Source organism: Herminiimonas fonticola, from assembly GCF_003293745.1.
Taxonomy (GTDB): domain Bacteria; phylum Pseudomonadota; class Gammaproteobacteria; order Burkholderiales; family Burkholderiaceae_D; genus Oxalicibacterium; species Oxalicibacterium fonticola.
Map to the genome: position 1 here is coordinate 85,577 of NZ_PTLZ01000003.1, position 25,659 is coordinate 111,235.

Sequence of the window (25,659 nt, forward strand, 5' to 3'; positions counted from 1 at the left end):
GCTCCATAAGGAAAGCACATGACCACTAGCATGACTCGTACTTCCGCTCTTGATACCGACATGCTCGGTATGGTCCCTATGGTGATCGAGCAGAGCGGTCGCGGCGAACGCGCGTACGATATTTATTCGCGTTTGCTGAAAGAGCGCATTATCTTTTTGGTCGGACCGGTCAATGACCATTCGGCCAATCTGATTGTTGCGCAGTTGCTGTTCCTTGAAAGCGAAAATCCGGACAAGGATATTTCCTTGTATATCAATTCGCCAGGCGGTTCTGTTTCGGCAGGCATGGCGATTTTCGATACGATGCAATTCATTAAACCGAATGTATCGACGCTGTGTACTGGCCTGGCTGCATCGATGGGTGCTTTCTTGTTGGCTGCTGGTGAAAAAGGCAAGCGTTTCTCTCTGCCTAATTCACGCATCATGATTCATCAGCCATTGGGCGGCGCACAAGGTCAGGCTTCCGATATCGAAATCCAGGCGCGCGAAATTCTGTATCTGCGCGAACGTCTGAATGCGATTCTTGCTGAAAGAACTGGCAAATCGATAGACGAAATCAGCCGGGATACCGATAGGGATAATTTCATGTCCGCCGATGCAGCTGTCGAATACGGCATGATTGATAGTGTTTTAGCAACACGCGCCTGATAGTTATTGTATTTTTTGTACAAAGTGACGCCCGGGCGCTTCAACGTTCGGGCGTTTTACATTGTGATCCTGGTTAGTGGACCTTGCTTTTCGTGCCCGACGTGACGAATCCGTAATTCGCAGGTAATATCAATCCGCAGCCAAGATCAATCTGTATCAACCATAGATAACGCGCACCATGTCAGAGAAAAAATCCTCAAACGGCGAAAAACTGCTCTATTGCTCCTTCTGCGGCAAGAGCCAACACGAGGTTAAAAAACTCATTGCTGGACCATCCGTGTTCATTTGCGATGAGTGTATCGACTTGTGCAACGACATCATTCGTGATGAAGCCTCCAGCGTAGAAACATTGGGCAGCGGCCCACGTACGGATCTGCCGACACCGCAGGAATTATGCGAGTTGCTGGATCAATACGTGATCGGCCAGAATTCAGCCAAACGTATTTTGTCGGTAGCGGTTTATAACCACTACAAACGCCTGAAGCATCTGGGTAAAAAAGACGACGTTGAACTGGCGAAGAGCAATATTCTGCTGGTCGGCCCAACCGGCTCCGGTAAAACACTGCTGGCACAAACACTGGCGCGCACACTGGATGTACCTTTCGTGATCGCCGATGCAACCACGCTGACTGAAGCGGGTTATGTTGGTGAAGACGTAGAAAACATCATTCAAAAGTTGCTGCAAAACTGTAACTACGAAGTCGAACGCGCGCAAAAAGGTATCGTCTATATCGATGAGATCGACAAGATTTCACGTAAGTCAGACAATCCATCGATTACGCGCGATGTGTCCGGCGAAGGTGTACAACAGGCTTTGCTGAAACTGATAGAAGGCACGATGGCTTCGGTGCCGCCGCAAGGTGGTCGCAAGCATCCTAACCAGGATTTCGTGCAGATCGATACCACCAACATCATGTTCATTTGTGGCGGTGCATTCGACGGTCTGGCCAGAATCATTTCTGATCGTTCGGAGAAGAGTGGTATCGGCTTCTCGGCTACTGTGAAGAGTCGTGAAGAACGTACTGCAAGTCAGGTCATGCTGGATACAGAACCTGAAGATCTGATCAAATTCGGTCTGATTCCTGAATTGGTCGGTCGTCTGCCGGTCGTGGCAACCTTGCGCGAACTGGATGAAGAAGCGCTGATTCAGATCTTGCTCGAACCAAAAAATGCGCTGATCAAGCAATATTCCAAATTGTTGCAAATGGAAGGCGCAGAATTGGAGATTCGTCCAGCCGCCTTGCAAGCGATCGCCAAGAAAGCAATTGCACGCAAGACCGGTGCACGCGGTTTGCGTTCGATTCTGGAGCACGCCTTGCTTGATGTCATGTACGAGTTGCCAAACGAGCAAAACGTTTCCAAAGTTGTGATTGACGAAGGTACGATTACCAACGGTGCGAAACCATTGTTGATCTATCACGAGCAACCTAAGGTATCAGGCGCAAAATAGTAAATATCTGCAAAAAACAGCAGGAAATATCAAAAAACAGGCTCTTTTGAGCCTGTTTTTCATTTGAAACGCAGTACAATAAAGTCAGCAGAGATCATTCAGGCTTACATCGTAAAGCCACTTCGAAGACAACTTCGCGGGTGGCTTTTTTTGTTTTTCGGTCTGATTTTTGTTGCTGTCCGGGCTTGTGTTTTGGCCGTTAGCGCCAACATCATTAACACGTTTATCGATAAGGCTCGCCATGACGACTACTATTTCCACTGAACAAACCCAACTGCCGCTGTTACCGTTGCGCGATGTTGTTGTCTTCCCGCATATGGTGATCCCACTGTTCGTAGGTCGTCCAAAATCCATCAAGGCGCTTGAAGCCGCGATGGAGCAAGGCAAGAGCATCATGCTTGCCGCGCAAAAAGCCGCCGCCAAGGATGAGCCGTCCGCCGACGACATCTATGAAATTGGTTGCGTCGCGAACATTCTGCAAATGCTGAAGCTGCCCGATGGCACCGTCAAGGTACTCGTCGAAGGCGCACAGCGTGCTCGCATTCATCACATCAGCGAACTCGACACGCATTTCGTGGCCGATTTGACGCCGATTGAATCTGAAGCCGGCGATGAATCTGAAGTCGAAGCGATGCGTCGCGCGATCGTTCAGCAGTTCGACCAGTACGTCAAACTGAACAAAAAAATTCCACCAGAAATTCTGACCTCACTGGCCGGGATCGATGATGCCGGTCGTCTGGCCGATACCATTGCCGCACATCTGCCGTTGAAGCTGGAGCAGAAGCAAGTCATTCTGGAAATCTTCAACGTTGCCAAGCGTTATGAACATCTGCTCGGCCAACTGGAAGGCGAACTCGACATTCTACAAGTCGAGAAGCGTATCCGTGGTCGCGTTAAACGCCAGATGGAAAAATCGCAGCGCGAATACTATTTGAACGAGCAGGTCAAAGCAATTCAAAAAGAATTGGGCGAAGGCGAAGAGGGCGCAGATTTCGAAGAACTCGAGAAAAAAGTACTGCTTGCCAAGATGCCGAAAGAGGCGCTTGCCAAAGCTCAAAACGAGCTGAAAAAACTCAAACTGATGTCGCCAATGTCAGCCGAAGCGACAGTCGTGCGTAACTACATCGATACCTTGGTCGGTTTGCCTTGGAAGAAAAAATCCAAAGTGAACAATGATCTGAGCAATGCTGAAAAAGTATTGGAAGACGATCACTACGGTCTCGACAAGGTAAAAGAACGCATTCTGGAATACCTCGCCGTGCAACAACGCGTAGACAAATTGAAAGCGCCAATTTTGTGCTTCGTTGGTCCTCCAGGTGTAGGTAAAACTTCGCTCGGCCAATCGATTGCTCGCGCGACAAATCGCAAGTTCATTCGCATGGCTTTGGGTGGTGTGCGTGATGAAGCAGAGATACGCGGTCATCGTCGTACTTATATTGGTTCGATGCCAGGCAAGATTTTGCAAAGCATGGCCAAGGCCGGTGTACGCAATCCATTGTTCCTGCTGGATGAAATCGACAAGATGGGCGCTGATTTTCGTGGTGATCCGTCGTCGGCTTTGCTGGAAGTGCTCGATCCAGAACAGAATCACACGTTCTCGGATCACTACATCGAAGTCGATTTCGATTTGTCGGATGTGATGTTTGTTGCGACTTCAAACTCGTACAACATCCCGCCTGCCTTGCTGGATCGTATGGAAGTTATTCGTCTGTCGGGTTATACCGAAGATGAAAAAACCAGCATTGCACAACGCTACTTGTTGCCTAAGCAGATCAAGAACAACGGTCTGAAAGAAGGCGAAATCAGCGTGGCGGAATCGGCAATTCGCGACATCATTCGCTACTACACACGTGAAGCTGGCGTGCGTTCGCTGGAACGCGAAATTTCGAAAATCTGCCGCAAGGTTGTAAAAATGCTTCTGCTTAAAAAGCAGGAGAAAAAAATTGCGGTTACTTCGAAAAATATCGACAAGTTCCTCGGTGTGCGCCAATTCGATTTCGGTGTAGCCGAAAAAGAAAATCAAATCGGCCAAGTGGTTGGTTTGGCATGGACCGAAGTAGGTGGCGATTTGCTGACCATCGAATCTATGGCAATGCCAGGCAAGGGCGGCATCATTCGTACCGGTACCTTGGGCGATGTAATGAAGGAATCGATCGAAGCAGCGCGTACTGTGGTGCGTAGCCGCGCGAGAAAACTCGGTATCAAAGCCGATATTTTCGAGAAGAGCGATATCCATATTCACGTTCCTGAAGGCGCGACGCCGAAAGACGGTCCGTCGGCTGGTGTGGCGATGACGCTTGCGATGGTGTCGGTTTTTACCGGTATTCCGGTACGTGCTGACGTCGCGATGACAGGCGAAATTACCTTGCGTGGTGAAGTCTTGCCGATTGGTGGCTTGAAGGAAAAACTGCTGGCGGCACATCGCGGCGGAATTAAAACTGTTTTGATTCCTGAGCAAAACGTGAAGGATCTGGCAGAGATTCCTGACAATGTGAAGAACAAGCTTGAAATCGTTCCGGTACGCTGGATCGATAAAGTGCTTGAGATTGCATTGGAACGCGCACCTGTGCCATTGACAGATGAAGAGGCTGCACTGGTTGAGGCAGCGCTTGCCAAACCAGCTGCACCAACTGATTCTGGTGTCGTGAAGCATTAAGTTGTTTAATTTAAAAAGCGCTCTTCGGAGCGCTTTTTTTTTTGCGTAAAACGTTCATGCTGCACAAGCACATCAGCATTCACACATTAAAGCTGTATTTTCAGAGGGAAAAGCGTGGCAAAGCGCTTGACACAAGGCTTTGCGGCTTGTTTAATACCTGCTGCAGATTTTTCTGCGACCGCATAGTCGTTTTGTTCATCTAGGCAAGAGCGATTTGCGGCATTAACCTTTGTGAGGGGACGTAAGTGAATAAAACAGAATTGATTGAACACATCGCCGGCTCCGCCGACATTTCCAAAGCTGCCGCAACGCGCGCACTGGATGCTGTTATCGACGCAGTTAAAACCACATTGAAAAAAAGCGGCACTGTTACCCTGGTTGGTTTCGGTACTTTTTCCGTTGGCAAACGTGCAGCACGTACAGGCCGTAACCCACGTACCGGTGAAGCGATCAAAATCAAGGCTGCTAAAGTGCCTAAATTCAAACCAGGCAAGGCTCTGAAAGACGCAGTTAACTAAGTAAATGCCTGATGCAATTTGTTCGCGTAAAAGCGTAGTGCAAATTGCGTCAAGATGTTGTAAAATAATTTCTTTGCGGCGTGGTGACAACGCTGTATGTTTGGCTGAATTAAGCAAGTGCGAGCAGTATGCGCAATTTGGGTGCTTAGCTCAGTTGGTAGAGCGGCGCCCTTACAAGGCGTAGGTCGGCGGTTCGACCCCGTCAGCACCCACCATCAGTCAAACTCGCAAATAATCATCAAGTAGTTTAGGAGTGGTAGTTCAGCTGGTTAGAATACCGGCCTGTCACGCCGGGGGTCGCGGGTTCGAGTCCCGTCCACTCCGCCAAAAAAGCAAAAAAGGCGAACGAGAGTTCGCCTTTTTTCATATGCGACGTATTAATCTGTTTGTGATTGGTTAGCCATGTTTGAATTTATCCGCACCCACCAACGTTTGATGCAGTTTTTGCTGCTGTTGATTATTTTTCCTTCGTTTGCCTTCTTCGGACTGGAAAGTTATACCAGTATGGGCGACGCTTCGAATACAGTGGCCAAGGTCGACGGTCAAACGATTACGCAACCCGAATGGGATGCGGCGCAACGCGAACAGATGGCGCGTTTCCGTCAAATGTTCGGCGAACAATTCGACGCCAAAATGTTTGATACGCCAGAAGCCAAACAAGAAGTCTTGAACAACTTGATCGCACAACGTGTGTTGGCTGCTGAGGCCAAGCGCAACAAACTCTCGGTATCTGATCAATCCTTGCAGCAAACCATTATCAATATGGGTGGTTTGACGACTGCAGACGGAAAATTCGACGTAGAGCGCTATAAAACCATCCTTGCAGCTCAAGGCATGACACCAACGACTTACGAAGCACGCTTGCGCCAGGATATGATTTCGCAGCAAGTGAACGCAGCAATTCAAAGCACCGCATTCGCGCCAGACTCATTGGCTAAACGCCTGTCGGAATTAGGCGAGCAAGAGCGTGAAGTACAGCAATTGGCATTCCGCGCATCGGATTATGTTGCGCAAGTCAAAGTGACTGATGACATGCTCAAAGCGTATTACGACAAGAGCAATCAGTTTGATGTCCCTGAACAAGTCAAAGCGGAATATGTCGTATTGACGGCAGATGCGCTTGCGGCACAAATCAATGTAAGCGACGCCGATATCAAATCGTATTACGAACAAAACACAAAGCAATACGGCACCGAAGAACAACGCCGTGCCAGTCACATTCTGATTGGTGTCAGCAAGGATGCATCCGACGCGGATAAAGCAGCTGCCAAAGCCAAGGCTGAAAAGCTGCTGGCAAGCCTGCGCAAGAATCCGCAGGACTTTGCCAAGCTGGCAAAGGAAAATTCGATTGATACCGGTTCAGCGGAACGCGGTGGTGATCTTGGATTTTTCGGCAAAGGCTCTATGGTCAAACCGTTTGAAGATGCTGCATACAAGTTGAAGCAAGATGAATTGAGCGACCTGGTTCAATCGGATTATGGCTTCCACATCATCAAAGTGACGGCGATCAAACCTGCTGCTATCAAGCCGCTGGAACAAGTTAAAGGCGAAATCGCCAGCGACATAAGAAAGCAATTGGTCGTCAAAAAATATACTGAAACTGCCGACGTGTTTAACAACACCGTGTATGAGCAGGCAGATAGTTTGAAAGCCGTTGCCGACAAACTGAAATTGAAAATTGAAACGACCGGTAATTTGTCGCGTCAGGTGAACCCTGCTGTTGCGCCAAGCACTCCTTACAATAATCAAAAATTCCTGACAGCATTGTTCTCGGATGAATCACTGAAAAACAAACGCAATACAGAAGCAGTCGAAGTTGCGCCGAACACATTGATCTCAGGCCGTGTTGTTGAATACAAACCAGCAACCAAACGCCCGTTCGATGAAGTGAAGGCCTTAGTGCAAGAGCGCGTAGTGCAGACAGAAGCGCACGCGCTGGCTAAAAAAGCCGGCGAAGCAAAATTGGCTGCGTTAAAAGAGAAAGATGACGCGACCGGTTTTTCGGCAACACAAGTTGTTTCGCGCGCTAAAAGCCAGGGTCTGAATCCTGCGGTATTTTTGGCAGTGATGAAAGCCGACACCAGCAAGCTGCCATCGTATGTTGGTCTGGAAGCGCCACAAGGTTATGCTGTGTTACGCGTTGTGCGCGTCGTGCAGCCAACCAATGTCGACAGCGCCAAGCGTCAAGCAGAACGTCAGCAAATCACCGCAGCTCTCGCGCAGCAGGAAACCTATGCCTACATCGAAGCATTGAAGAAAAAGGCTAAAGTCGAAATCAAGAAACCGACCGCAGCCAAATCCGAGACTGCTGAATAAAAAATCGGATGTTTTGAGAGACAATAAAAAAGCCGCTTTAACTAGCGGCTTTTTTTATTTGGAACTGGAAATCAAAGGTTGGAGTTGAGGCCAGATATTGTTCAGTATCTTCGGATGTGCTTCTGCGCTGGGATGTATGCGATCAGCTTGAAACAGTTCAGGTTTTTCAGCTACGCCTTGCAGCATGAATGGTACGAGTGATGTCTTGTTTTCTTTCGCCAGTTTGGGGAAGAGGGCGGCAAACTGTTTGGTGTAATCGCCACCGTAGTTAGGCGGTATTTGCATGCCAACCAATAAAACTTTTGCCTTTACACCTTTTGAGCTGCTGATCATGCTGCGCAGATTTTCTTGCGTTGCAGCGAGCGACAAGCCGCGCAGTGCATCATTGGCTCCCAGTTCGATGACGACGATTGCCGGTTGATGTTTGGCGAGTAGCGCTGGCAGTCGCGCTTTGCCGCCGCTGGTGGTTTCGCCGCTGATGCTGGCATTGACGATGGGGGCCGTAATTTTTTCCGTTTCCAGTTTTTTCTGCAGCAGACTGACCCAGCCTTCACCGCGTACCAAACCATATTCCGCAGACAGGCTGTCGCCGAGCACGAGTATGGTTTTTGATGCAGAATAAGCGCTCGTTCCGAATGACGTTAAAGCGACTAGCGCGACTGCTTGTAATATCGCTTTTATTTTTCCCACCTGATACGAGAACCTGAAATTAATCCGCATGCCTGAATCCTCTACTGTTTATCCTGCAATTGAAGCAATCAATCTGACTAAACGCGTGGCCGATGCAACGGGTGAATTAACCATCCTGCAAGCAGTTGATTTTACCGTGCAAGCAGGAGATACGCTGGCCATCGTCGGCGCGTCCGGTTCAGGCAAGTCAACCTTGCTTGGTTTGCTGGCTGGATTGGATACGCCTTCTGACGGTACGGTGAAGCTGGATAACGTTGATATCTTTGCACTGGATGAAGATGGTCGTGCCGGCTTGCGCAAAGAGAATCTGGGTTTTGTCTTTCAGTCATTCCAGTTGTTGGGTCATTTGAATGCCGTTGAAAACGTCATGTTGCCTTTGGAATTACGCAATGATGGCAAGGCTAGAGAAAAGGCTGAAGCGATGCTGGCACGGGTTGGCTTGTCCAGCCGCTTGAAGCACTATCCCAAGTATTTGTCGGGTGGCGAACAGCAGCGCGTAGCGCTCGCACGCGCCTTTGTCAGCGAACCGCCTTTGCTGTTTGCCGATGAGCCTACCGGCAGCCTGGATGCGGCGACTGGTGCATCAGTGATTAATTTGATGTTCGAATTGAATCATGAGCGTAAGTCGACCCTGGTATTGGTAACGCACGATCCATCGATTGCCGCTTTGTGCAAGAGGACGATTACGATCGCTGCGGGTCGCCTGGTATAAGCTGCAGGATTGCCGCAGTGATTATTTTTGCGCTGAGTTTTGCCTGGATACGAGTTGATTCAAGGCGCTACGTATTTCCGGAATCAGTTCGCTTGCAGTAAGCCCGATGGGGCCAATGCCGTTTGTCACCAGATTATCTGCCGCCTTGCCGTGCAGCCAAACGGCGGCGAGAGCCGCTTCCCAGAGTGGCCAATTCTGCGCCAGCAAGGCACCACACAATCCCGATAGCACATCACCGGCACCGGCAGTCGCCAGCGCCGGGTTACCAGTCGTATTAATCACGGTTGTTCCATCGGGTACCGCGATAACTGAACCTGAGCCTTTCAAAATCGTTGTTGCATTGAATTTCTTTGCAAGGGCGCGTGCCGCAGCCAAACGATCAGCCTGTATCTGTGATGTCGTTATTCCGAGCAGGCGTGCGGCTTCCAATGGATGTGGCGTCAACAAGGTATGAGCTTTGCGTGTAGCGAGCTTTTGTTGCAAGCCGGCTTCCACTGCGATCAGATTCAATGCGTCCGCATCCAGCACTAAAGGTGTATGCGCTGCCAATGCCCTCGCTAGAAAGTCATGTGCTGCGCGCGATGTTCCCAAGCCTGGCCCGGCCACGATGGTTGCGTTGTTGAAGTCGACGTCGGTGGCGTCGCGACACATTAACTCGGGTTGCATGCTGTCATAGTTCAAGTGCTCTGCAATACATGCAAGGAATACGCGACCGGCACCAGATTTGGCAGCGGTACGAGCGGCCAGCACTGCCGCTCCGAGCATGCCTTGTGCGCCGCCGAGCACAAGCACATCGCCGTAACTTCCCTTATGTGAATTGTGCCGCCTGTACTGCAGAGCGCTGGCAAACAATTCCGTCTGATTCAAGTGTGTGGACGATGGGGGAAATAAATCAGCATCCAGACCCAAATCGCTGACATGTACTTCGCCGGCGTAGTCGCGGCCGTCGCAGGTATGCAAGCCCGCTTTGTTGGCTATGAAGGTGATCGTGTGTGTGGCGCGAATTGCATTGCTATCGCCTTTGCCAGTGATATTGGCACCAATAATTGCACCAGTATTCGCATCCAGTCCGCTCGGTACATCGAGCGCCAGCACCGGGCAGTGAAGGGTATTGATCTGTTCGATCAGCGCGGATATTTCACCCGTAATCGCACGCGTCAATCCAATGCCGAATAAGCCATCAACGACCAATGCCCAATTGTTTTGTGTTGAGATGTTTTCGTCGATGAAGTGAGCCGGGCTGTTTTGCGCGCGTAACAATGCCTGTTGTGCATCTGCCGGTAAGCGTGCTGGATCACAGGATAAATATATCTTTACGTTCCAACCTGATTGCGCCAGCTGACTTGCTGCCTCCAGCGCATCGCCACCATTATTGCCGGGGCCGACCAGAACCAGTATTGCGGCACTGTAATCATGATCTGCGAGTAAGTGCCGTGCATAGTTGGCCGCAGCAGTTCCGGCACGTTGCATCAATGTGTAGGAGGGAAGTATTGCGAACGCAGCCTGTTCGATTTGGCGAATTTCTGCGACGGTATAAAGTGTGAGGCTGCTTGGCATCGGATACGACCATCAGAAAAATAGGTGAAAGCAGGGCGCAATCACAATTAATCTGATTCTATTCCAATCGCTTACACTGCTCTATCAGTTGGACCACAGCTTTAGTCTCAACAAGTCGCAATCAGCTGAAGCGCATGGCAGTCAAACCATCCAGATCGATATCCGTCACCCGATCAGAAACGATATCTGCCAGCACTTTGCCGGAACCTGCCGCCATGGCCCAGCCGGTAGAGCCGTGACCGATATTGACGTATACATTTCTGACCGATGTTGCGCCCAGCAGCGGTGGACCATCCGGCATCATCAGGCTGGTACCCGACCAGAATGACGCGGTGTTGTAGTTGCTCGCATCCGGGAACCAGTCATAGCCAATTTTCATTAAAGTATTCAATGCGGCCTGGCGTAGTTCCGGTGTACGTGAACCCAATTCTGCGGTGCCCGCAATGCGGATGCGATTGCCCATGCGCGTGATCGCCACCTTGTAGGCTTCATCGACGACCGAGGAGATAGGTGCGGATTCAAAATTGCGAATGGTCGCTGTGGCCGAATAGCTTTTGACTGGATAAACCGGCAAATGCAGGCCCATAGGTGCCAGCAGTTTGGCGCTGTCGGCGCCGCTTGCGAGGACGATTTTATCTGCGGAAAAGCTGTAATCATCAATCCGGATATCCACGCCGCGCGCAATTTGACGTATCGATTTGACGTTGCAGCCAAAGTGAAACTCCACCCCCATCGCTTGCGCAAGCTGGCGAATCTGGCGGGTGAACAAAGGGCAGTTGCCCGATTCATCCGCTGGTAAATGCAGGCTGCCAGCCAAGGGTATGTTGGTATTGAGCGCCGGTTCTATGAGACGCAGAGCATCCGCATCGGGTAAGTCGTGTCGAATGCCATTCGCGGCCAAGAAGTCGAAGCCTGATTTCGCGAGTTTCAGGTCACGTTCTGAACGGAACAACTGAAGGTAGCCAGATGCCTGTTCATAATCCAGTTGATGCCGATCGCGCAGTTGCTGCATGACGTCGCTGCTGTAAAAAGCAATTCGTTGCATGCGCTCGCGATTGATTTGATAACGCGCTATGTCCGATTCCTTCATCCAGCGTCGCATCCAGCGCCATAGGGAAGGATCGAGTACGCGATTGAAGAATAAAGGCGATTCTGCTTTCAGCAGATAAGAGAAGAAGGATTTTGGTACGCCTGGAGCTGACCAGGGTGCGATGCTGGAAGGTGCAAGTATGCCGGGGTCGCCAAAGCTGGCTTCTTCCGCCACATTATTGCGACGTTCGATGACCACGACTTCATGTCCTGCTTCAGCTAAAAAATAGGCAGTACAGACACCAATCACACCTGCACCAACAACTGCTACTTGCATTACTTCTACCCTTCTTGGAATTAGCGTGCCATGTTACCAAGCAGGTGTGTAAATGCGCTAGCACAACGAAGGTAAATCGCTAATAAGTTGCATGAAATGTGATAGCTGGTGGCCGCGTTATGCAGAAATTTGCGAATTAATGGCGATTCGCCAATAAAAAACCGCGCCAGACGGCGCGGTTTTTTAAATAAGCCGGCAAATAATTTTGCCGCTTTTTAAGCAATCATCACAAGGGCTTGCGACCGCTAATGATACGCAACAGGACGATCACGATGGCGATCACCAGCAGAATATGGATGAAACCGCCGATGGTATAAGAACTGACCAAACCGACCAACCACAGGATGACGAGTACGACTGCGATGGTATAGAGCATGGCAATTTCCTTTCGAGTTATGGTTCATTGTGGAATGCTCGCTACAGCAACTTCAAGTTTTTCTTTTTATCGTCGGCAAATTTGTGTCGGAATCATTTGGGTACAACGATAAAAGTGCTGATTGCAATAATCCAGCAGATTGGCAATCAGCTTCGTCAGAAGTGTATCTCCGCGTTCAACATGTATCTGTACGTTGGCGCACACAGACGCATCAATAGGAATTGTCGTGTGAATTACTATGATTTATAAAGACGCATATGGGACAATCGCTTCACGTTTATTCGCTTGTAATCGTTTGTTGCAGATGGCCATGGCAAGCGGCGGTTTCTGTAATATGGCAATCAATTTTCCAGGCACACAATCATGAGTAGCAAAAAAATAGAAGAGCAAGATGACGTGGCAGTGCCCGCTGAACTCAAGATAAATGGCAGTGCTTCCGGCGAGATGGCGCGCATTCATATTCCAGTCAATGCACGTGGCGTTGCGCTGACGATACTGGCCAGTGTGACATTTGTATTTGCACTGTCGGCAGCGCATAAATTTTTCATTCCGCTGATATTCGGCATCTTCATCGCCTATACCTTGAATCCTTTGGTGGCCAGACTGGAGCGCGTCCGTATTCCGCGCGTCATCGGTACTTTGGTCGTGATCACGACTATATTAACCAGTGCCTTGTGGACTGCGAATAATCTGCGGGATGAATTTAATTCGATCTTGATCAGCTTGCCTGCAGCGACACAAAAAATATCGCGTTCTATCAAACAGTTGCAACGTGATCAGACCAGCACGATTCAACAAATGCAGGTTGCGGCAAACGAGATTGAAAAGGCAACCAATCAGGCAACTGGTGCACGGCCTGTTGTGAAAAGCAGCAGTGGTGATCAATCCGTATTTAATTTAAGCCAGTGGTTGTTATCGGGCTCGGTAGGGATAGTCGCTTTCGCGAGCCAGGCCTTGATAGTGGTTTTTCTGGTGTTTTTCTTTTTGCTGTCGGGTGACATGTTCAAGCGCAAGCTGGTGAAAATCAGCGGTCATTCGCTTTCCTCGCGAAAAATCACAGTACATATTCTGGATGCGATCAATACTTCCATTCAGAATTACATGCTGATGATGTTGATCACCAACGTCATTTTTGGCTTGATGATGTGGATCGCCTTGCGCTGGATAGGTCTTGAGAATGCAGGTGCCTGGGCAGTTGCGGCCGGATTCTTGCACATCATTCCTTATTTCGGGCCCTTGCTGATTGTTGCAGCTACCGGCATATCGGCGTTCATGCAGTTTGGAACGTTCGCTTCCGTGTTGGCAGTCGCCGGCGCCACGCTAGGGATAGCAACCATCATAGGAACATTCGTGACGACCTGGATGACAGGACGCATCGCACGGATGAATACGGTGGCGGTATTCGTTTCACTATTGTTCTGGACCTGGCTCTGGGGTGTATGGGGCATGCTGCTCGGCATTCCGATCATCGTGATCATCAAAGTGATTTCGGAGCATATCGACGGCTGGCAGGTAATCGCCGAATTGTTGGGCGAATGAGCTGGATAGTCGGTTCGCCATGCTTGATGACTAACAGTATTCGCGCTTGTGCATAAGCGGGAGTATTATGTCTCTGGCAATAAAGCCGGCTTGTATATTGTCTCGCTACCTCTCTAACTAAACACTACCTATCAAGGATGAACACTATGCAAAATACTGACGACCTCGGAAAGTTGCTGTTGCGGCTAGTGCTGGGGATAACCATACTGTTGCACGGCATCGCCAAGATCATGGCCGGTCCGGCTTTTATCATCAGCTCGGTGACGGCGGCCGGATTGCCGGCGCCACTGGCGTATCTGGTGTATGTGGGCGAGGTGCTTGCGCCCATCCTGTTAATCATCGGCATTTGGTCGCGGCCGGCGGCTTTGGTCATTGCCGGCAATATGGCTTTTGCGATTTTCCTCGTACACATGAAACAATTGACATCGCTGAATGATCAAGGTGGCTGGGCGCTGGAATTACAGGGCATGTTCTTGGTGACGGCACTGGCGCTGGTTTTCCTTGGGGCGGGGCGCTTCAGCTTAGGTGGCAATGGCGGCAAGTGGAATTGACCGCACGCTAGCTGAGCCGTAGTCTGATAGCGAATTTATCGAAGGCATATCAAATAAGGGACGCATGAAAATGCGTCCCTTTTGCATTCCTGGCATAGCAATCCTTGCGGTTCAGGCAGTTTTTAGGTCGTTACCCGGCAGTAAAAAGGTGCTCCGTCGCGGTATAATCACGCTTTCTGATTTAACTCGCAGGACGGCAGCGGATTTACTCTGCTTTTCTGCATCAACTACCTTCTCGCCATGCTGATTTTGCCAGGTTCCAACGCCCTGTCTGCCTTTCGTACCGAACGTCTCTTACTGCAACTGCAAGAAATCGATCATGCGATCGTCAGTGTCACTGGACGGTTTATGCATTTTATCGATTCCGCTGCGCCTATCGCACCGGACGATGTCAAACGCCTGAATGGCTTGCTGACTTACGGCGATCCGTTTGACGGCAAGATCGAAGGTGACGAATTTGTCGTGATTCCACGCTTTGGGACGATTTCTCCATGGGCCAGCAAGGCGACCGATATTGCGCATAACTGCGGCATGACGGATATCCATCGCATCGAACGCGGCATCCTGTATGTCGTGCACCTGAAATCAGGTTTGCTGGGCGGTGCGAAAAAATTATCGGAAGAAGGCATCGCAGCAGTGCAGGCATTGCTGCACGATCGCATGACCGAGATGGTCTTGCGCAGCCCCGAAGAAGCCGCTGGTTTGTTCCGCGCACTGGACGCCAAACCATTGGCATTCATCGATATCATGCAAGGTGGCAAGACGGCTTTGGTACAAGCCAATACCGAACTCGGCCTGGCCTTGTCTGATGATGAAATCGATTATCTGCTGGCCGCTTTTACCACTGCGAAACGCAATCCGACGGACGTCGAGTTGATGATGTTTGCGCAGGCAAACAGCGAGCACTGCCGCCATAAAATTTTCAACGCCGACTGGACCATCGACGGCGTGAAGCAGGATAAATCCCTGTTCGGCATGATCAAGAATACGCATCAACTGGCACCGCGCGGTACCGTGGTTGCATATAGCGATAATTCATCGGTAATCGAAGGCGCTACGGTTTCCCGTTTTTATCCACGTGGCGCAGCGAGCGGCAACGTGTATGAAGCATCGGAAGAGTTGACCCATATTCTGATGAAGGTCGAGACGCATAATCATCCGACCGCGATTTCGCCTTTCCCTGGCGCGTCGACTGGTGCCGGCGGTGAAATTCGTGATGAGGGTGCAACTGGTCGTGGCGCGAAGCCTAAGGCAGGCTTGGGCGGCTTTACCGTTTCCAACCTGATGCTGCCGGATGCTGTGCAGCAGTGGGAAAACGATCACGATGTCACCATCGCGGTCACAGGAAAAACAAAATCGAACGCATACGGCAAGCCTGATCGCATCGCGTCGCCTTTGCAAATCATGATCGACGGTCCTATCGGTGCGGCGTCGTTCAACAATGAATTCGGCCGTCCGAATCTCGGCGGTTATTTCCGCACCTACGAACAAAACGTGGCTGGCTCGGTCAACGGTTATCACAAGCCAATCATGATCGCCGGTGGCATTGGCAGCATCTCTGCCAAGCACACCAAAAAGAACGATTTACCGGTTGGCAGCTTGTTGATTCAACTTGGTGGCCCGGGTATGCGCATCGGTATGGGCGGTAGCGCTGCATCGTCGATGGCGACTGGTGCGAATACTGCCGATCTGGATTTCGATTCGGTGCAACGTGGCAATCCCGAAATGGAACGCCGCGCGCAAGAAGTCATCAATGCATGCTGGGCGATGCAGGATGACAATCCTATCCTGTCGATTCACGACGTAGGCGCAGGTGGCTTGTCGAATGCCTTCCCGGAAATCACCAACGATGCCAAACGCGGCGCGATCTTCGACTTGCGCGCAGTGCCGCTGGAAGAAAGCGGCATGGCACCGAAGGAAATCTGGAGTAATGAATCGCAGGAGCGTTATGTCCTGGCGATCGCACCGGACAGCCTGCCGCAATTCGAATACCTGTGCAAACGCGAGCGCTGCCTGTTTGCGGTCGTTGGCACTGCGACTGAAGAACGTCAATTGAAGGTCATCGATCCGCAACACGGCAACGAGCCGGTCGATATGCCTATGGACGTCTTGCTCGGCAAGCCGCCGAAAATGCATAGAGACGTCAGCCACGTCAAACAAACATTGCCTGCGGTCGATTTGACTGGCATCGATTTGCTGGAAGCATCGGTGCGCGTATTGCGCCTGCCTACCGTTGCCGATAAATCCTTCCTGATCACGATTGGCGATCGTACGGTTGGTGGCACCACAGTGCGCGACCAGATGGTCGGTCCATGGCAAGTGCCGGTCGCTGATTGCGCCGTCACAGCGATGAGTTTTGAAGGCTATCTTGGTGAAGCAATGGCGATGGGTGAACGCACTCCGCTGGCCGTCATCAATGCTGCAGCGTCCGGCCGTATGGCGGTGGGCGAAGCGTTGACCAATATTGCAGCGGCGCCGATAGCCGATATCTCCGATATCAAACTGTCCGCGAACTGGATGGCCGCTTGTGGTCAGCCTGGCCAAGATGCAGCGCTGTTCGACACAGTCAAAGCGGTCGGCATGGAATTGTGCCCGGCCTTGGGTATCAGTATTCCAGTCGGCAAGGACTCCTTGTCCATGCGTACGACATGGCAAGACGATGGTGAAGACAAGGCGGTTGTTTCGCCGGTCTCGCTGATCGTCTCGGCATTCGCACCTGTGTATGACATCCGTAAATCATTGACGCCGCAATTACGTACCGATGCCGGCGACACCGTGTTGATCGCAATCGATCTGGGTCGCGGCAAGAATCGTTTGGGTGCTTCTTGCTTTGCGCAAGTCATGCAGCAAATCGGTAACGAAACACCGGACGTCGATAGCGCTGAGGACCTGAAAGGATTCTTCAATGCGATCCAGCGCTTGAACAAGGAAGATAAACTGCTCGCATATCATGACCGTTCCGACGGTGGTTTGTTTGCAACCTTATGTGAAATGGCATTTGCCGGTCACAGCGGTTTGTCGGTCAATCTGGATATCCTGACGCTGGAAGGCGAGCACGCCAGCGATGGTGGCGATGCGAAAAACTGGACTGGCCAGATCGCAGAACGCCGTAACGACATGACTTTACGTGCCTTGTTCAATGAAGAGCTGGGTGCCGTGATCCAAGTACGTGCAGCTGAAAAATCGGACGTCATGAATGTGCTGCGTGAATACAATCTCGGTGCATGCAGCCACATCGTCGGCAAGCTGAGCGACGACGACATGATCGAATTCACGCGTGACGCGAAAGTCATCTATAGCCAATCGCGCATCGATCTGCACCGCTTCTGGAGTGAAACCAGCTGGCGCATCGCGCGCTTGCGTGACAATCCGGATTGCGCTGATGCCGAATACGATCGTATCCTCGACAAGCTCGATCCAGGTATTACTCCAATACTGACTTTCGATCCGCAGAAAGATATCGCGGCACCGTTTATTGCCAAGGGAGCGCGTCCTCGTGTTGCGATCCTGCGCGAGCAGGGCGTCAACTCGCAAGTTGAAACAGCTTACGTGATGCACAAGTCGGGCTTCGAAGCTGTCGACGTGCACATGAGCGACCTGATCACCGGTCGCGCTTCCCTGAGTGACTTCAAGGGCCTGATCGCTGTCGGTGGTTTTTCTTACGGCGACGTATTGGGTGCAGGCGAGGGCTGGGCAAAAACTATTCTGTTCAATATGCAATTGGCGGAAGAGTTTGCAACCTACTTTGATCGCGCGGATACGTTTGCGCTGGGTATCTGTAACGGTTGCCAGATGATGAGTAATCTGAAATCGATTATTCCTGGCGCACAAGCATGGCCTAAGTTCACGCGTAACAAGGCGGAACAATTCCAGGCACGTTTCTCTATGGTTGAAGTGGCGCATTCTCCATCCATCTTCTTCAACAACATGGCCGGCACACAAGCGCCTATAGCCATTGCACACGGTGAAGGTTATGCCGACTTCTCGCTGACCGGCGATATCGACGAGGCAATTGTGGCAATGCGCTTTATCGATAACAAAGGTCATGCAAGCGAAACCTATCCGTACAACCCTAACGGTTCGCCGGAAGGTATTACGTCGGTGACGACACCGGATGGTCGCTTTACGGTCTTGATGCCACATGCAGAACGGGTGTTCCGCAGTGTGCAGCAGTCGTATCATCCGGATTCGTGGGGTGAAGATTCGCCATGGATGCGCATGTTCCGTAATGCGCGTAAGTGGGTGGGCTGATTAGGTAGTTTGTGGTTTGCCGTAGGCAAGCCGCTCGATTGGAAATGCCGTTCAGTTTTTGACTGGGCGGCATTTTTTATTGATGAGTGTTTTTGTTAATAATATTTTTGCTGCTCCGTGGAGGCTTGCCGGGGGTAGCCCGGCGGCTACTCACTTTTCTTGCTTCGCCAAGAAAAGTAAGCAAAAGAAGGCGACGCAGAAGCCGTTGCCCGCTACGCGGGTACCCAAGTCAAACGATCCTCAGTCGGGAGCACAAACAAACTCGCCTTCGGCTCAAACAGGTTTGCGCTCCTTATCCGACTGAGGATCGTTTGACTTGGCAACGTCACATGCGGTTAATGTCAAAAACAATCGCAACCGCAACCGCAACCGCAACCGCAACCGCAACTTCTACAACCTTGGTTACTTGTTGGTTTTTGAGTTGGCTCGTGCCAATGCTGTTGCCGTTGAATTGCCGTTGAAGTTAAACCGCTGTGACGCTGCCGTTTGTGCGAAGCAGAAAATGGAAATAGAAGTGAACGGTGTCTGAGCGAAGCGAGTTTCGTTCGCTTCCCATTTTTTGATTTGCACAAGTAGGAATCCGAAGGGCAGCGGCTGTGCGGTCGCCTTTCTTTGCCTTCTTTTTTGGCGAAGCAAAGAAAGAAGGTGGCCGCCGGGCCACCCCGGCAACCCAACTCTGTCCGAAGAAATACAACCATCATCACCACCAAACCAAAAACAAAAACCAATAAAAAAAGCGCTCCGAAGAGCGCTTTTTTATACCTGCAAAAGATTATTGAATCTTCGCTTTAGCACGCAATTGCTGTTGGAATGCTTGCAGTTTTTTCTGTTGCAGGCCTTCTGCGATTTGCGGTTTGACTTCTTCCAGTGTCGGGATTTTTGCTGTACGTACGTCATCCAGCTTGATCACGTGGTAACCGAATTGTGTTTTAACCGGTGTGTCGTACAACTGGCCTTTTTGCAGGGAAACCATCGCATCCGAGAAAGGTTTGACGAAAGCTGCTGGTGCTGCCCAATCCAGATCGCCGCCGTTGGCTGCTGAACCTGGGTCTTTGGATTGCTTGGCCAGATCTTCAAACTTGGCGCCAGCTTTCAATTTAACGATGATGGCTTTTGCTTCATCTTCTTTCTCAACCAGAATGTGGCGAGCGTGATATTCCTTGTCGCTGGCTTGTGCCTTGAAGCGGTCATATTCAGCCTTGATGTCTGCATCCTTGACCGGATTCTTTTTCAGATAATCGGCGACCAGTGCGCGGATCAGAATCGATTGGCGTGCGATTTCTACCTGGCTTTTGACGTCGGCATGGGTGCCGAGGCCGAGCTTGTCAGCTTCCTGGATCAGGATTTCGCGGTTGATCAATTCATCCTTGATCATGGCGCGCAGTTCGGGTGTGTCTTGCTGGCCCTGAGCAACCATTTGCTTGACCATGACATCTGCACGAGAAGACGGTACTGGTTTGCCATTCACTACAGCCAGATTTTGTGCCATCGCAGGCAGTGCAGCGGATACGAATAATGCGACCAGCAGATGAGCAGGTTTGAAAGTCATATAAATTCCTAATGGAAGTATTTTATTAGAGGGTACGGCAATCGATCTATTTACCAAGCGCGCATCGGATTTCAACATCAAATTTCTGAAGGCGCCAAAGCAGTAATGGCTAACGCATGTATTTCTTTTTGCATCATGTCATCGAGGCAATCATACACCAGCCTATGGCGTTGTATACGGCCCTGTTTTTCAAATTTCACGGAAACAATGCGCAGTCTATAGTGACCGCCACCTGAGGCAGCACCGGCATGTCCTGCATGCAATGCTGACTCGTCTTCCAATTGACATTCCGAAGGTGCAAAAGTTTCAACAAGTCGTTCCCGGATGCGGTCAATTCTGTTATTCATTGCGGCTCTTTTATGTGTTTGGACAGGATCAGACTTTGCGCAATGATGAAGGCAAACATCAATCCCATGCTGCCGAATAACTTGAAGTTGACCCAAGTCGCGGTCGAAAAGTTAAATGCTACATACAGGTTCAGCAAGCCCATGGTCATGAAAAATGCGACCCAGGATAGATTGACGCGACGCCAGATGCCGTCCGGCAGCGACATTTGTTTTTCCATCATCGTGCGTATCAGGTTTTTCTTCAGGAAAATTTGGCTGAATAAAAGTGCTGCAGCAAAACACCAGTACAGAACGGTAGGCTTCCATTTGATAAAGGTTTCATTGTGGAAGTAAATCGTGGCGCCGCCGAAGAACACAATGATGGCGAGCGATAGCCACAAGGTTCCATCAACTTTCTTTTTGCGTGAAAGCAGATAACCGATTTGGAAAATGGTGGCGATGATTGCGATCGCAGTTGCCAGCAGGATAGGGGCTTGCGTTACCGTGACCTGTCCACCGGAAACCAGGCCGGAAAGAAACTGCTGGCCGAACGATTGCGCAGCCTCGGCATTGCCTTCACCCCATTTAAATACAACGAAGAAAAGAATGACGGGAAAAAGGTCGAACAGGAATTTCATTTAGGCTTGCCTTCAGTCAGGTCGGGGGTGGCATCGAAGCGTAAGGATGCCGAATTGATGCAATAGCGCAGGCCGGTTGGTGGCGGGCCGTCGTTGAAGACGTGGCCCAGATGCGCATCGCATACGTTGCAGATCACTTCGGTACGGATCATACCGTAGCCACGATCGACTTTTTCTTTGACGTTTTCTGGATTGAGCGGTGTGAAATAGCTCGGCCAACCGCAGCCAGAATCGAACTTGGTATCGGATGCGAATAGCGGCGTATTGCAGCACACGCAAGTGTAAATGCCGTGCTCGTGATGATCCCAGTAGCGGCCGGAATAGGGCGCCTCGGTCGCAGCGTGACGGGTAACGTCGTACTGCTCATCGTCCAGCATTGCGCGCCATTCGGCGTCGGTCTTGATTACTTTTTCAGTCATGATGAACAACTCACTTCCAGGTCGTTGGCCCAGTCGGGCGGTAAGGCGGCATATTTCTCGTTTTCGGGTTGCTCGTCAAACGGTTTTTCCAGCACCTGCAATAATTTTGCTACTTCGGAAAAGTCTTTATTTTGCGCTTTTTCAATCGCAATTTGGGCCAGATAATTGCGTAAAACGTATTTGGGGTTGACTGCGTGCATTGCAAGTTTGCGCGCTTCATCATCACTGTTTTCTACCTTGAGGCGAGCACTGTATTGCTGTGCCCAGCTGTCAAATGACGCTCGATCTATAAACAGGTCGCGTACCGGTTCCCAGCTAGCGGCCACGTCGATCTGTACATTGCCCAGACTGCGGAAGAATAGCGTGAAGTCGGCGTGACTGCCGTGCAGTACTTCAAACAAGCGATCAAATAGTTTGCCGTCATCCGGCTGGCTGGTTTGCAGGCCGAGTTTGGCACGTATCAATTCCTGGAATTTTTCGGCAAACGCGGGTTTGTAAATACGCAAGGCGGCTTGGGTTTCCTCGACTTCGCCTATCAATGGCAACAAGGCCTGACCCAGCGCATAGCAATTCCATTCGCCGATTTGCGGTTGGCGTGCATAAGAGTAGCGGCCTTGCTGATCGGTGTGATTGCAGATGTGCGTGGCGTTGAATGCTTCCATGAAACCGAAAGGACCGTAATCCAGCGTCAGACCGAGTATCGACATATTGTCGGTGTTCATCACGCCATGCATGAAGCCGACGGCCTGCCAGTGCGCAATCATGTGCGCAGTGCGCAAGGTGACTTCGGTCAACAGCGCCTTGTACGGATTGTCTGCAGTCTTGAATTGCGGATAAAAATTGGCGATAACGTAATCGGCCAGCGTTTTCAGCTCATCATGTTTTTCATTGTAGAACCAGTGCTCGAATGAGCCGAAGCGCACAAAGCTTTGCGCCATGCGAGTCGCTACTGCGGCGGTTTCACGCTGTTCGCGCATGACGATTTGATCCGAACCGGTGACGCACAGTGAGCGCGTGGTTGGAATGCCCAACGCTGCCATCGCTTCGGAACACAGGAATTCGCGTATCGATGAGCGCAGTACTGCGCGGCCATCGCCCATGCGGGAGTAGGGCGTCAGCCCGGCACCTTTTATTTGCAACTCCATGCGGCCGGACGGCTCAATCGCGGGCGCAGGCACATCGCCTAGCAGGATTGCGCGGCCATCACCCAATTGCCCAGCCCATGTGCCGAATTGATGGCCGGAATAGACAGCCGACAAAGGTTTGGAGCCTTCAAGAATTTGATTGCCGGTAAAGATATCGATGAAAGTCGCGTCATTGGCATCTGCAATATCAAGGCCGATCAAGGCTGCGGCCGATGCGCTGGCACATACCAGATAAGGCTTGGACAAAGGCGTAGGCATCAATGCCGTGTAATGCGCAGGCGGTAAATCGGCAAAGGAGTTGGCAAGCGGCAGTTGGTCTATGCGGTGACCAGCTTGCGGCGATAGTGGGGCGTTCATGTCAATTCCTTGAGTTTCTGGGGCCTGCGGTCGGGGGCGATTGAGCAAAGGAGGTAATCAGACTAAAGACGATGCAAATGAGCAAATTGAGTTGCTGCTCTGCTCGCGCCATAATTGCGGGACGAAAACGCGTATTTTGACAGAGAAGATCAAATCAGATGCGGCGCGCTGGAAATAGTTTCTTTAATGTATTTTTTGAAACTTTTTTGAAGCGATGCCTCCCATATATATGGTATAAAAATGGCTATTATTGCTTACAAGAAAATACGATGCATTTTCGCGCTTTCTCCCTGCCGCTGTCTTTAATTGCCACTGCTGCCATTTCCTTCGCATACGCACCGCTTGTGCAGGCGGAGAATGTGAAGATCGCCTTCATCGATCCTTTGTCCGGCCCGTTCGCACCTGTCGGTCAAAATCTGTTGAGAAGTTTTCAGACGATAGCCGAGTTGGCGAATCAAAAAAAATGGGGCGGTAACAACACGATAGAAGTAGTTGGCTTCGATAACAAGGCCAGCCCGCAGGAGTCGCTGATTCAATTGAAGTCCGCGATCGATCAGGGTTACCGCTACATCACGCAAGGCAATGGCTCGGGCGTTGCGATTGCGCTGTTGGATGCGGTGAACAAGCATAACGAGCGCAATCCCGGCAAGGAAGTTGTCTTCCTCAATCACTCCGCAGGTGATCCAGTGTTGACGAACGAAAAATGCAGCTTTTGGCATTTCCGCTTCGATGCGCATTCCGAAATGAAGATGGAATCGCTAACTGCCTACATGGCGAAAGATCCGAGCATCAAGAGGGTGTATGTGATCGGACAGAATTACGCCTTGGGCCAGGAAGTTTCGCGCACATCGCGTATTTACCTGAAACGCAAACGTCCTGACATCCAGATCGTCGGTGACGATTTGCATCCTATCGGCCAGGTAAAGAATTTTTCTCCATACATTGCGAAAATGAAGGCGGCAGGTGCAGACACCATCATTACCGCCAACTGGGGCGCGGATCTGGCCTTGTTGATCAAGGCGGCGAAGGATGCGGATCTGAAGGCAAATTTCTATACCTACTATGCGGCGACGACAGGTGTGCCGACGGCGATGGGTGCAGCCGGCCTGGATCGCGTGCGCTATATCGCTTACTGGAATCCGAATAACGAAACCTATGCCGGCAAGGAAATCATCGAGCAGTTCAAGAAAAAGTATAACGACGATTATTACGCGATGACCTCGTACACCATCATGGCGATGCTGGGCAAGGCATTCAAGGAAAGTGGCTCGACCGATCCACTGAAAGTCGCATTGGCGATGGAAGGGATGAAGGTCAAAAGCCTGAACGGCGACGTCGACATGCGCAAATCCGATCATCAGGTGCAACAGCCTTTATACATCGGTACCTGGGTGAAGAAAAATAATACCGATGTTAAATTCGATCAGGAAGACACCGGCTACGGCTGGCGCACCAACCAGAAAATCGATGCCTACGTCGCGGCTCAGCCGACTTCTTGCCAGATGAAACGTCCCCAGTAATCGCAGAGCAAGGGTAGTATTGCAAAGCTGTAAATTTTGTACAGCTGCCCTTGCGTAGCATATCGCCACGCACGTAAATAAATAGGCGTGTCATTTGCGCTGCAATCAAACAGGGAAACCGGTTTCTTGGAATTCACGCTGATCTCATTGCTGAACGGATTGAGCTACGGCTTGCTGCTGTTCATGCTGTCATCCGGATTGACGCTTATTTTCAGCATGATGGGTGTGCTGAATTTTGCGCATGCCAGCTTCTATATGATAGGTGCGTATTTCGCATATAGCATTAGTACCGCCATCGGTTTCTGGCCTGCGCTGGTGTTGGCACCGTTGGCAGTAGGATTGCTAGGCGCGCTGGTTGAACGCTATGGTCTGCGCAAGGTACACAAATATGGCCAGATCCCCGAATTGCTGTTTACCTACGGCCTGTCCTACGTCATCGTCGAACTGGTGCAATTGTTGTGGGGCCGCGTTGCCGTGCCCTATGTCATTCCTGCGGAACTGCAGGGTTCGCTGTTCACGCTCTACACCACGACTTTCCCAATCTATCGCGCCTTCATGATGTTGATTGCGTTATTGATGTTGTGCGCTATCTATCTCGTGCTGACGCGCACCCGCATAGGTTTGGTGATCCAGGCAGCATTGACGCATCCGCAGATGGTAGAAGCGCTTGGTCACAATGTGCCGCGCGTCTTCATGTGGGTATTCGGTGGCGGTTGCGCGCTGGCTGGCCTGGCTGGCGTGATAGGTGGTAATGCCTTCGTGACCGAACCGAATATGGCACATGCACTTGGCAGCATCATTTTTGTCGTCGTCGTCGTCGGTGGCATGGGTTCGTTGACAGGTGCTTTGCTGGCATCCTTGTTGATCGGTGTGTTGCAGACCTTCGCGGTTGCGCTGGATTTTTCAATGTTGAGCATGTTGGCGATGCTTGGTATTCATGTAGACGAAGGCGCATTCGCGTATGGCGCGCTGAAGCTGACGATTTCTCAACTTGCACCAATCTTGCCTTACCTGTTGCTGGTACTTATCTTGATCTTCAGGCCGAAAGGCTTGTTGGGCACGAGAGAAGGCTAAC

At 50.9% G+C, this 25,659-nt stretch carries 21 protein-coding genes and 2 tRNA genes; 14 read left to right on the forward strand and 9 right to left on the reverse strand.

Annotated elements, in window-relative coordinates; all coding sequences use genetic code 11:
- Positions 1-18: 18 nt before the first annotated feature.
- From clpP to Hfont_RS11430, 7 genes are all read left to right on the forward strand, one after another.
- A complete protein-coding gene (clpP, locus tag Hfont_RS11400; RefSeq protein WP_112992542.1) occupies positions 19-648 on the forward strand; it encodes an ATP-dependent Clp endopeptidase proteolytic subunit ClpP in 630 nt (209 codons plus the stop codon).
- 178 nt (positions 649-826) lie between these two features.
- A complete protein-coding gene (gene clpX / locus Hfont_RS11405) occupies positions 827-2,098 on the forward strand; it encodes an ATP-dependent Clp protease ATP-binding subunit ClpX (protein WP_112992543.1) in 1,272 nt (423 codons plus the stop codon).
- Positions 2,099-2,339: 241 nt separating this feature from the next.
- Positions 2,340-4,754, forward strand: coding sequence for an endopeptidase La (gene lon / locus Hfont_RS11410; RefSeq protein WP_112992544.1), 2,415 nt, complete (start codon positions 2,340-2,342; stop codon positions 4,752-4,754).
- 245 nt (positions 4,755-4,999) lie between these two features.
- On the forward strand, positions 5,000-5,272 hold the full coding sequence (locus Hfont_RS11415) for an HU family DNA-binding protein (RefSeq protein WP_112992545.1): 273 nt from the start codon (positions 5,000-5,002) through the stop codon (positions 5,270-5,272).
- Between the two features lie 139 nt (positions 5,273-5,411).
- Positions 5,412-5,487 (forward strand) — tRNA-Val (locus tag Hfont_RS11420).
- A 35-nt stretch (positions 5,488-5,522) separates the two neighbouring features.
- A tRNA-Asp gene (locus Hfont_RS11425) sits at positions 5,523-5,599 on the forward strand.
- Between the two features lie 75 nt (positions 5,600-5,674).
- The gene (locus Hfont_RS11430) at positions 5,675-7,588 is read left to right on the forward strand and encodes a SurA N-terminal domain-containing protein (protein ID WP_112992546.1); all 1,914 of its coding nucleotides are present in this window, start codon (positions 5,675-5,677) and stop codon (positions 7,586-7,588) included.
- 54 nt (positions 7,589-7,642) lie between these two features.
- On the opposite strand, the gene Hfont_RS11435 is transcribed toward Hfont_RS11430, so the two are convergent.
- Entirely contained in the window at positions 7,643-8,308 is a 666-nt protein-coding gene (locus Hfont_RS11435; RefSeq protein WP_112992547.1) for an arylesterase, read from the reverse strand.
- On the opposite strand from Hfont_RS11435, the gene Hfont_RS11440 reads away from it, so the two are divergent.
- Positions 8,307-8,990, forward strand: a complete 684-nt coding sequence (locus tag Hfont_RS11440; RefSeq protein ID WP_112992548.1) for an ABC transporter ATP-binding protein — start codon at positions 8,307-8,309, stop codon at positions 8,988-8,990. The two genes, Hfont_RS11435 and Hfont_RS11440, sit on opposite strands and share 2 nt — an antisense overlap.
- Before the next feature lie 21 nt (positions 8,991-9,011).
- On the opposite strand, the gene Hfont_RS11445 is transcribed toward Hfont_RS11440, so the two are convergent.
- From Hfont_RS11445 to Hfont_RS11455, 3 genes are all read right to left on the reverse strand, one after another.
- Positions 9,012-10,547: an NAD(P)H-hydrate dehydratase gene (locus tag Hfont_RS11445; protein ID WP_112992549.1), complete on the reverse strand. Its 1,536-nt coding sequence runs from the start codon at positions 10,545-10,547 to the stop codon at positions 9,012-9,014.
- Positions 10,548-10,668: 121 nt separating this feature from the next.
- Complete coding sequence (locus Hfont_RS11450; RefSeq protein ID WP_112992550.1) at positions 10,669-11,913, reverse strand: D-amino acid dehydrogenase; 1,245 nt, start codon at positions 11,911-11,913, stop codon at positions 10,669-10,671.
- Positions 11,914-12,139: 226 nt separating this feature from the next.
- Positions 12,140-12,289 carry a lmo0937 family membrane protein gene (locus Hfont_RS11455; RefSeq protein ID WP_112992551.1) on the reverse strand — a complete coding sequence of 50 codons (150 nt, stop codon included), beginning with the start codon at positions 12,287-12,289 and terminating at the stop codon, positions 12,140-12,142.
- A 444-nt stretch (positions 12,290-12,733) separates the two neighbouring features.
- On the opposite strand from Hfont_RS11455, the gene Hfont_RS11460 reads away from it, so the two are divergent.
- The 4 genes from Hfont_RS11460 (at position 12,734) to Hfont_RS15095 (ending at position 19,159) form a co-directional block, all read left to right on the forward strand.
- On the forward strand, positions 12,734-13,828 hold the full coding sequence (locus Hfont_RS11460; protein WP_421800998.1) for an AI-2E family transporter: 1,095 nt from the start codon (positions 12,734-12,736) through the stop codon (positions 13,826-13,828).
- Between the two features lie 146 nt (positions 13,829-13,974).
- Positions 13,975-14,379 carry a DoxX family protein gene (locus Hfont_RS11465; protein WP_112992553.1) on the forward strand — a complete coding sequence of 135 codons (405 nt, stop codon included), beginning with the start codon at positions 13,975-13,977 and terminating at the stop codon, positions 14,377-14,379.
- A 240-nt stretch (positions 14,380-14,619) separates the two neighbouring features.
- Positions 14,620-18,630, forward strand: a complete 4,011-nt coding sequence (gene purL, locus Hfont_RS11470) for a phosphoribosylformylglycinamidine synthase (protein ID WP_112992554.1) — start codon at positions 14,620-14,622, stop codon at positions 18,628-18,630.
- A 316-nt stretch (positions 18,631-18,946) separates the two neighbouring features.
- On the forward strand, positions 18,947-19,159 hold the full coding sequence (locus Hfont_RS15095; protein WP_162845921.1) for a hypothetical protein: 213 nt from the start codon (positions 18,947-18,949) through the stop codon (positions 19,157-19,159).
- Between the two features lie 243 nt (positions 19,160-19,402).
- On the opposite strand, the gene Hfont_RS11480 is transcribed toward Hfont_RS15095, so the two are convergent.
- The 5 genes from Hfont_RS11480 to Hfont_RS11500 all read right to left on the reverse strand — a co-directional run bounded on the left by Hfont_RS11480 (position 19,403) and on the right by Hfont_RS11500 (position 23,064).
- Complete coding sequence (locus Hfont_RS11480; RefSeq protein WP_112992721.1) at positions 19,403-20,179, reverse strand: peptidylprolyl isomerase; 777 nt, start codon at positions 20,177-20,179, stop codon at positions 19,403-19,405.
- Positions 20,180-20,256: 77 nt separating this feature from the next.
- On the reverse strand, positions 20,257-20,526 hold the full coding sequence (locus tag Hfont_RS11485; RefSeq protein WP_112992556.1) for a BolA family protein: 270 nt from the start codon (positions 20,524-20,526) through the stop codon (positions 20,257-20,259).
- The gene (locus Hfont_RS11490; RefSeq protein ID WP_112992557.1) at positions 20,523-21,143 is read right to left on the reverse strand and encodes a septation protein A; all 621 of its coding nucleotides are present in this window, start codon (positions 21,141-21,143) and stop codon (positions 20,523-20,525) included. Before Hfont_RS11490 ends, Hfont_RS11485 begins: the two co-directional genes overlap by 4 nt.
- Positions 21,140-21,562 carry a peptide-methionine (R)-S-oxide reductase MsrB gene (gene msrB / locus Hfont_RS11495; protein WP_112992558.1) on the reverse strand — a complete coding sequence of 141 codons (423 nt, stop codon included), beginning with the start codon at positions 21,560-21,562 and terminating at the stop codon, positions 21,140-21,142. The genes Hfont_RS11490 and msrB overlap by 4 nt, the downstream gene beginning before the upstream one ends.
- Complete coding sequence (locus Hfont_RS11500; RefSeq protein ID WP_112992559.1) at positions 21,559-23,064, reverse strand: protein adenylyltransferase SelO; 1,506 nt, start codon at positions 23,062-23,064, stop codon at positions 21,559-21,561. The genes msrB and Hfont_RS11500 overlap by 4 nt, the downstream gene beginning before the upstream one ends.
- Positions 23,065-23,333: 269 nt before the next feature.
- Between Hfont_RS11500 and Hfont_RS11505 the strand changes: the two genes are divergently transcribed.
- Positions 23,334-24,584, forward strand: coding sequence for a branched-chain amino acid ABC transporter substrate-binding protein (locus Hfont_RS11505; RefSeq protein WP_112992560.1), 1,251 nt, complete (start codon positions 23,334-23,336; stop codon positions 24,582-24,584).
- A 126-nt stretch (positions 24,585-24,710) separates the two neighbouring features.
- A complete protein-coding gene (locus Hfont_RS11510) occupies positions 24,711-25,658 on the forward strand; it encodes a branched-chain amino acid ABC transporter permease (RefSeq protein WP_112992722.1) in 948 nt (315 codons plus the stop codon).
- Position 25,659: the final 1 nt, after the last annotated feature.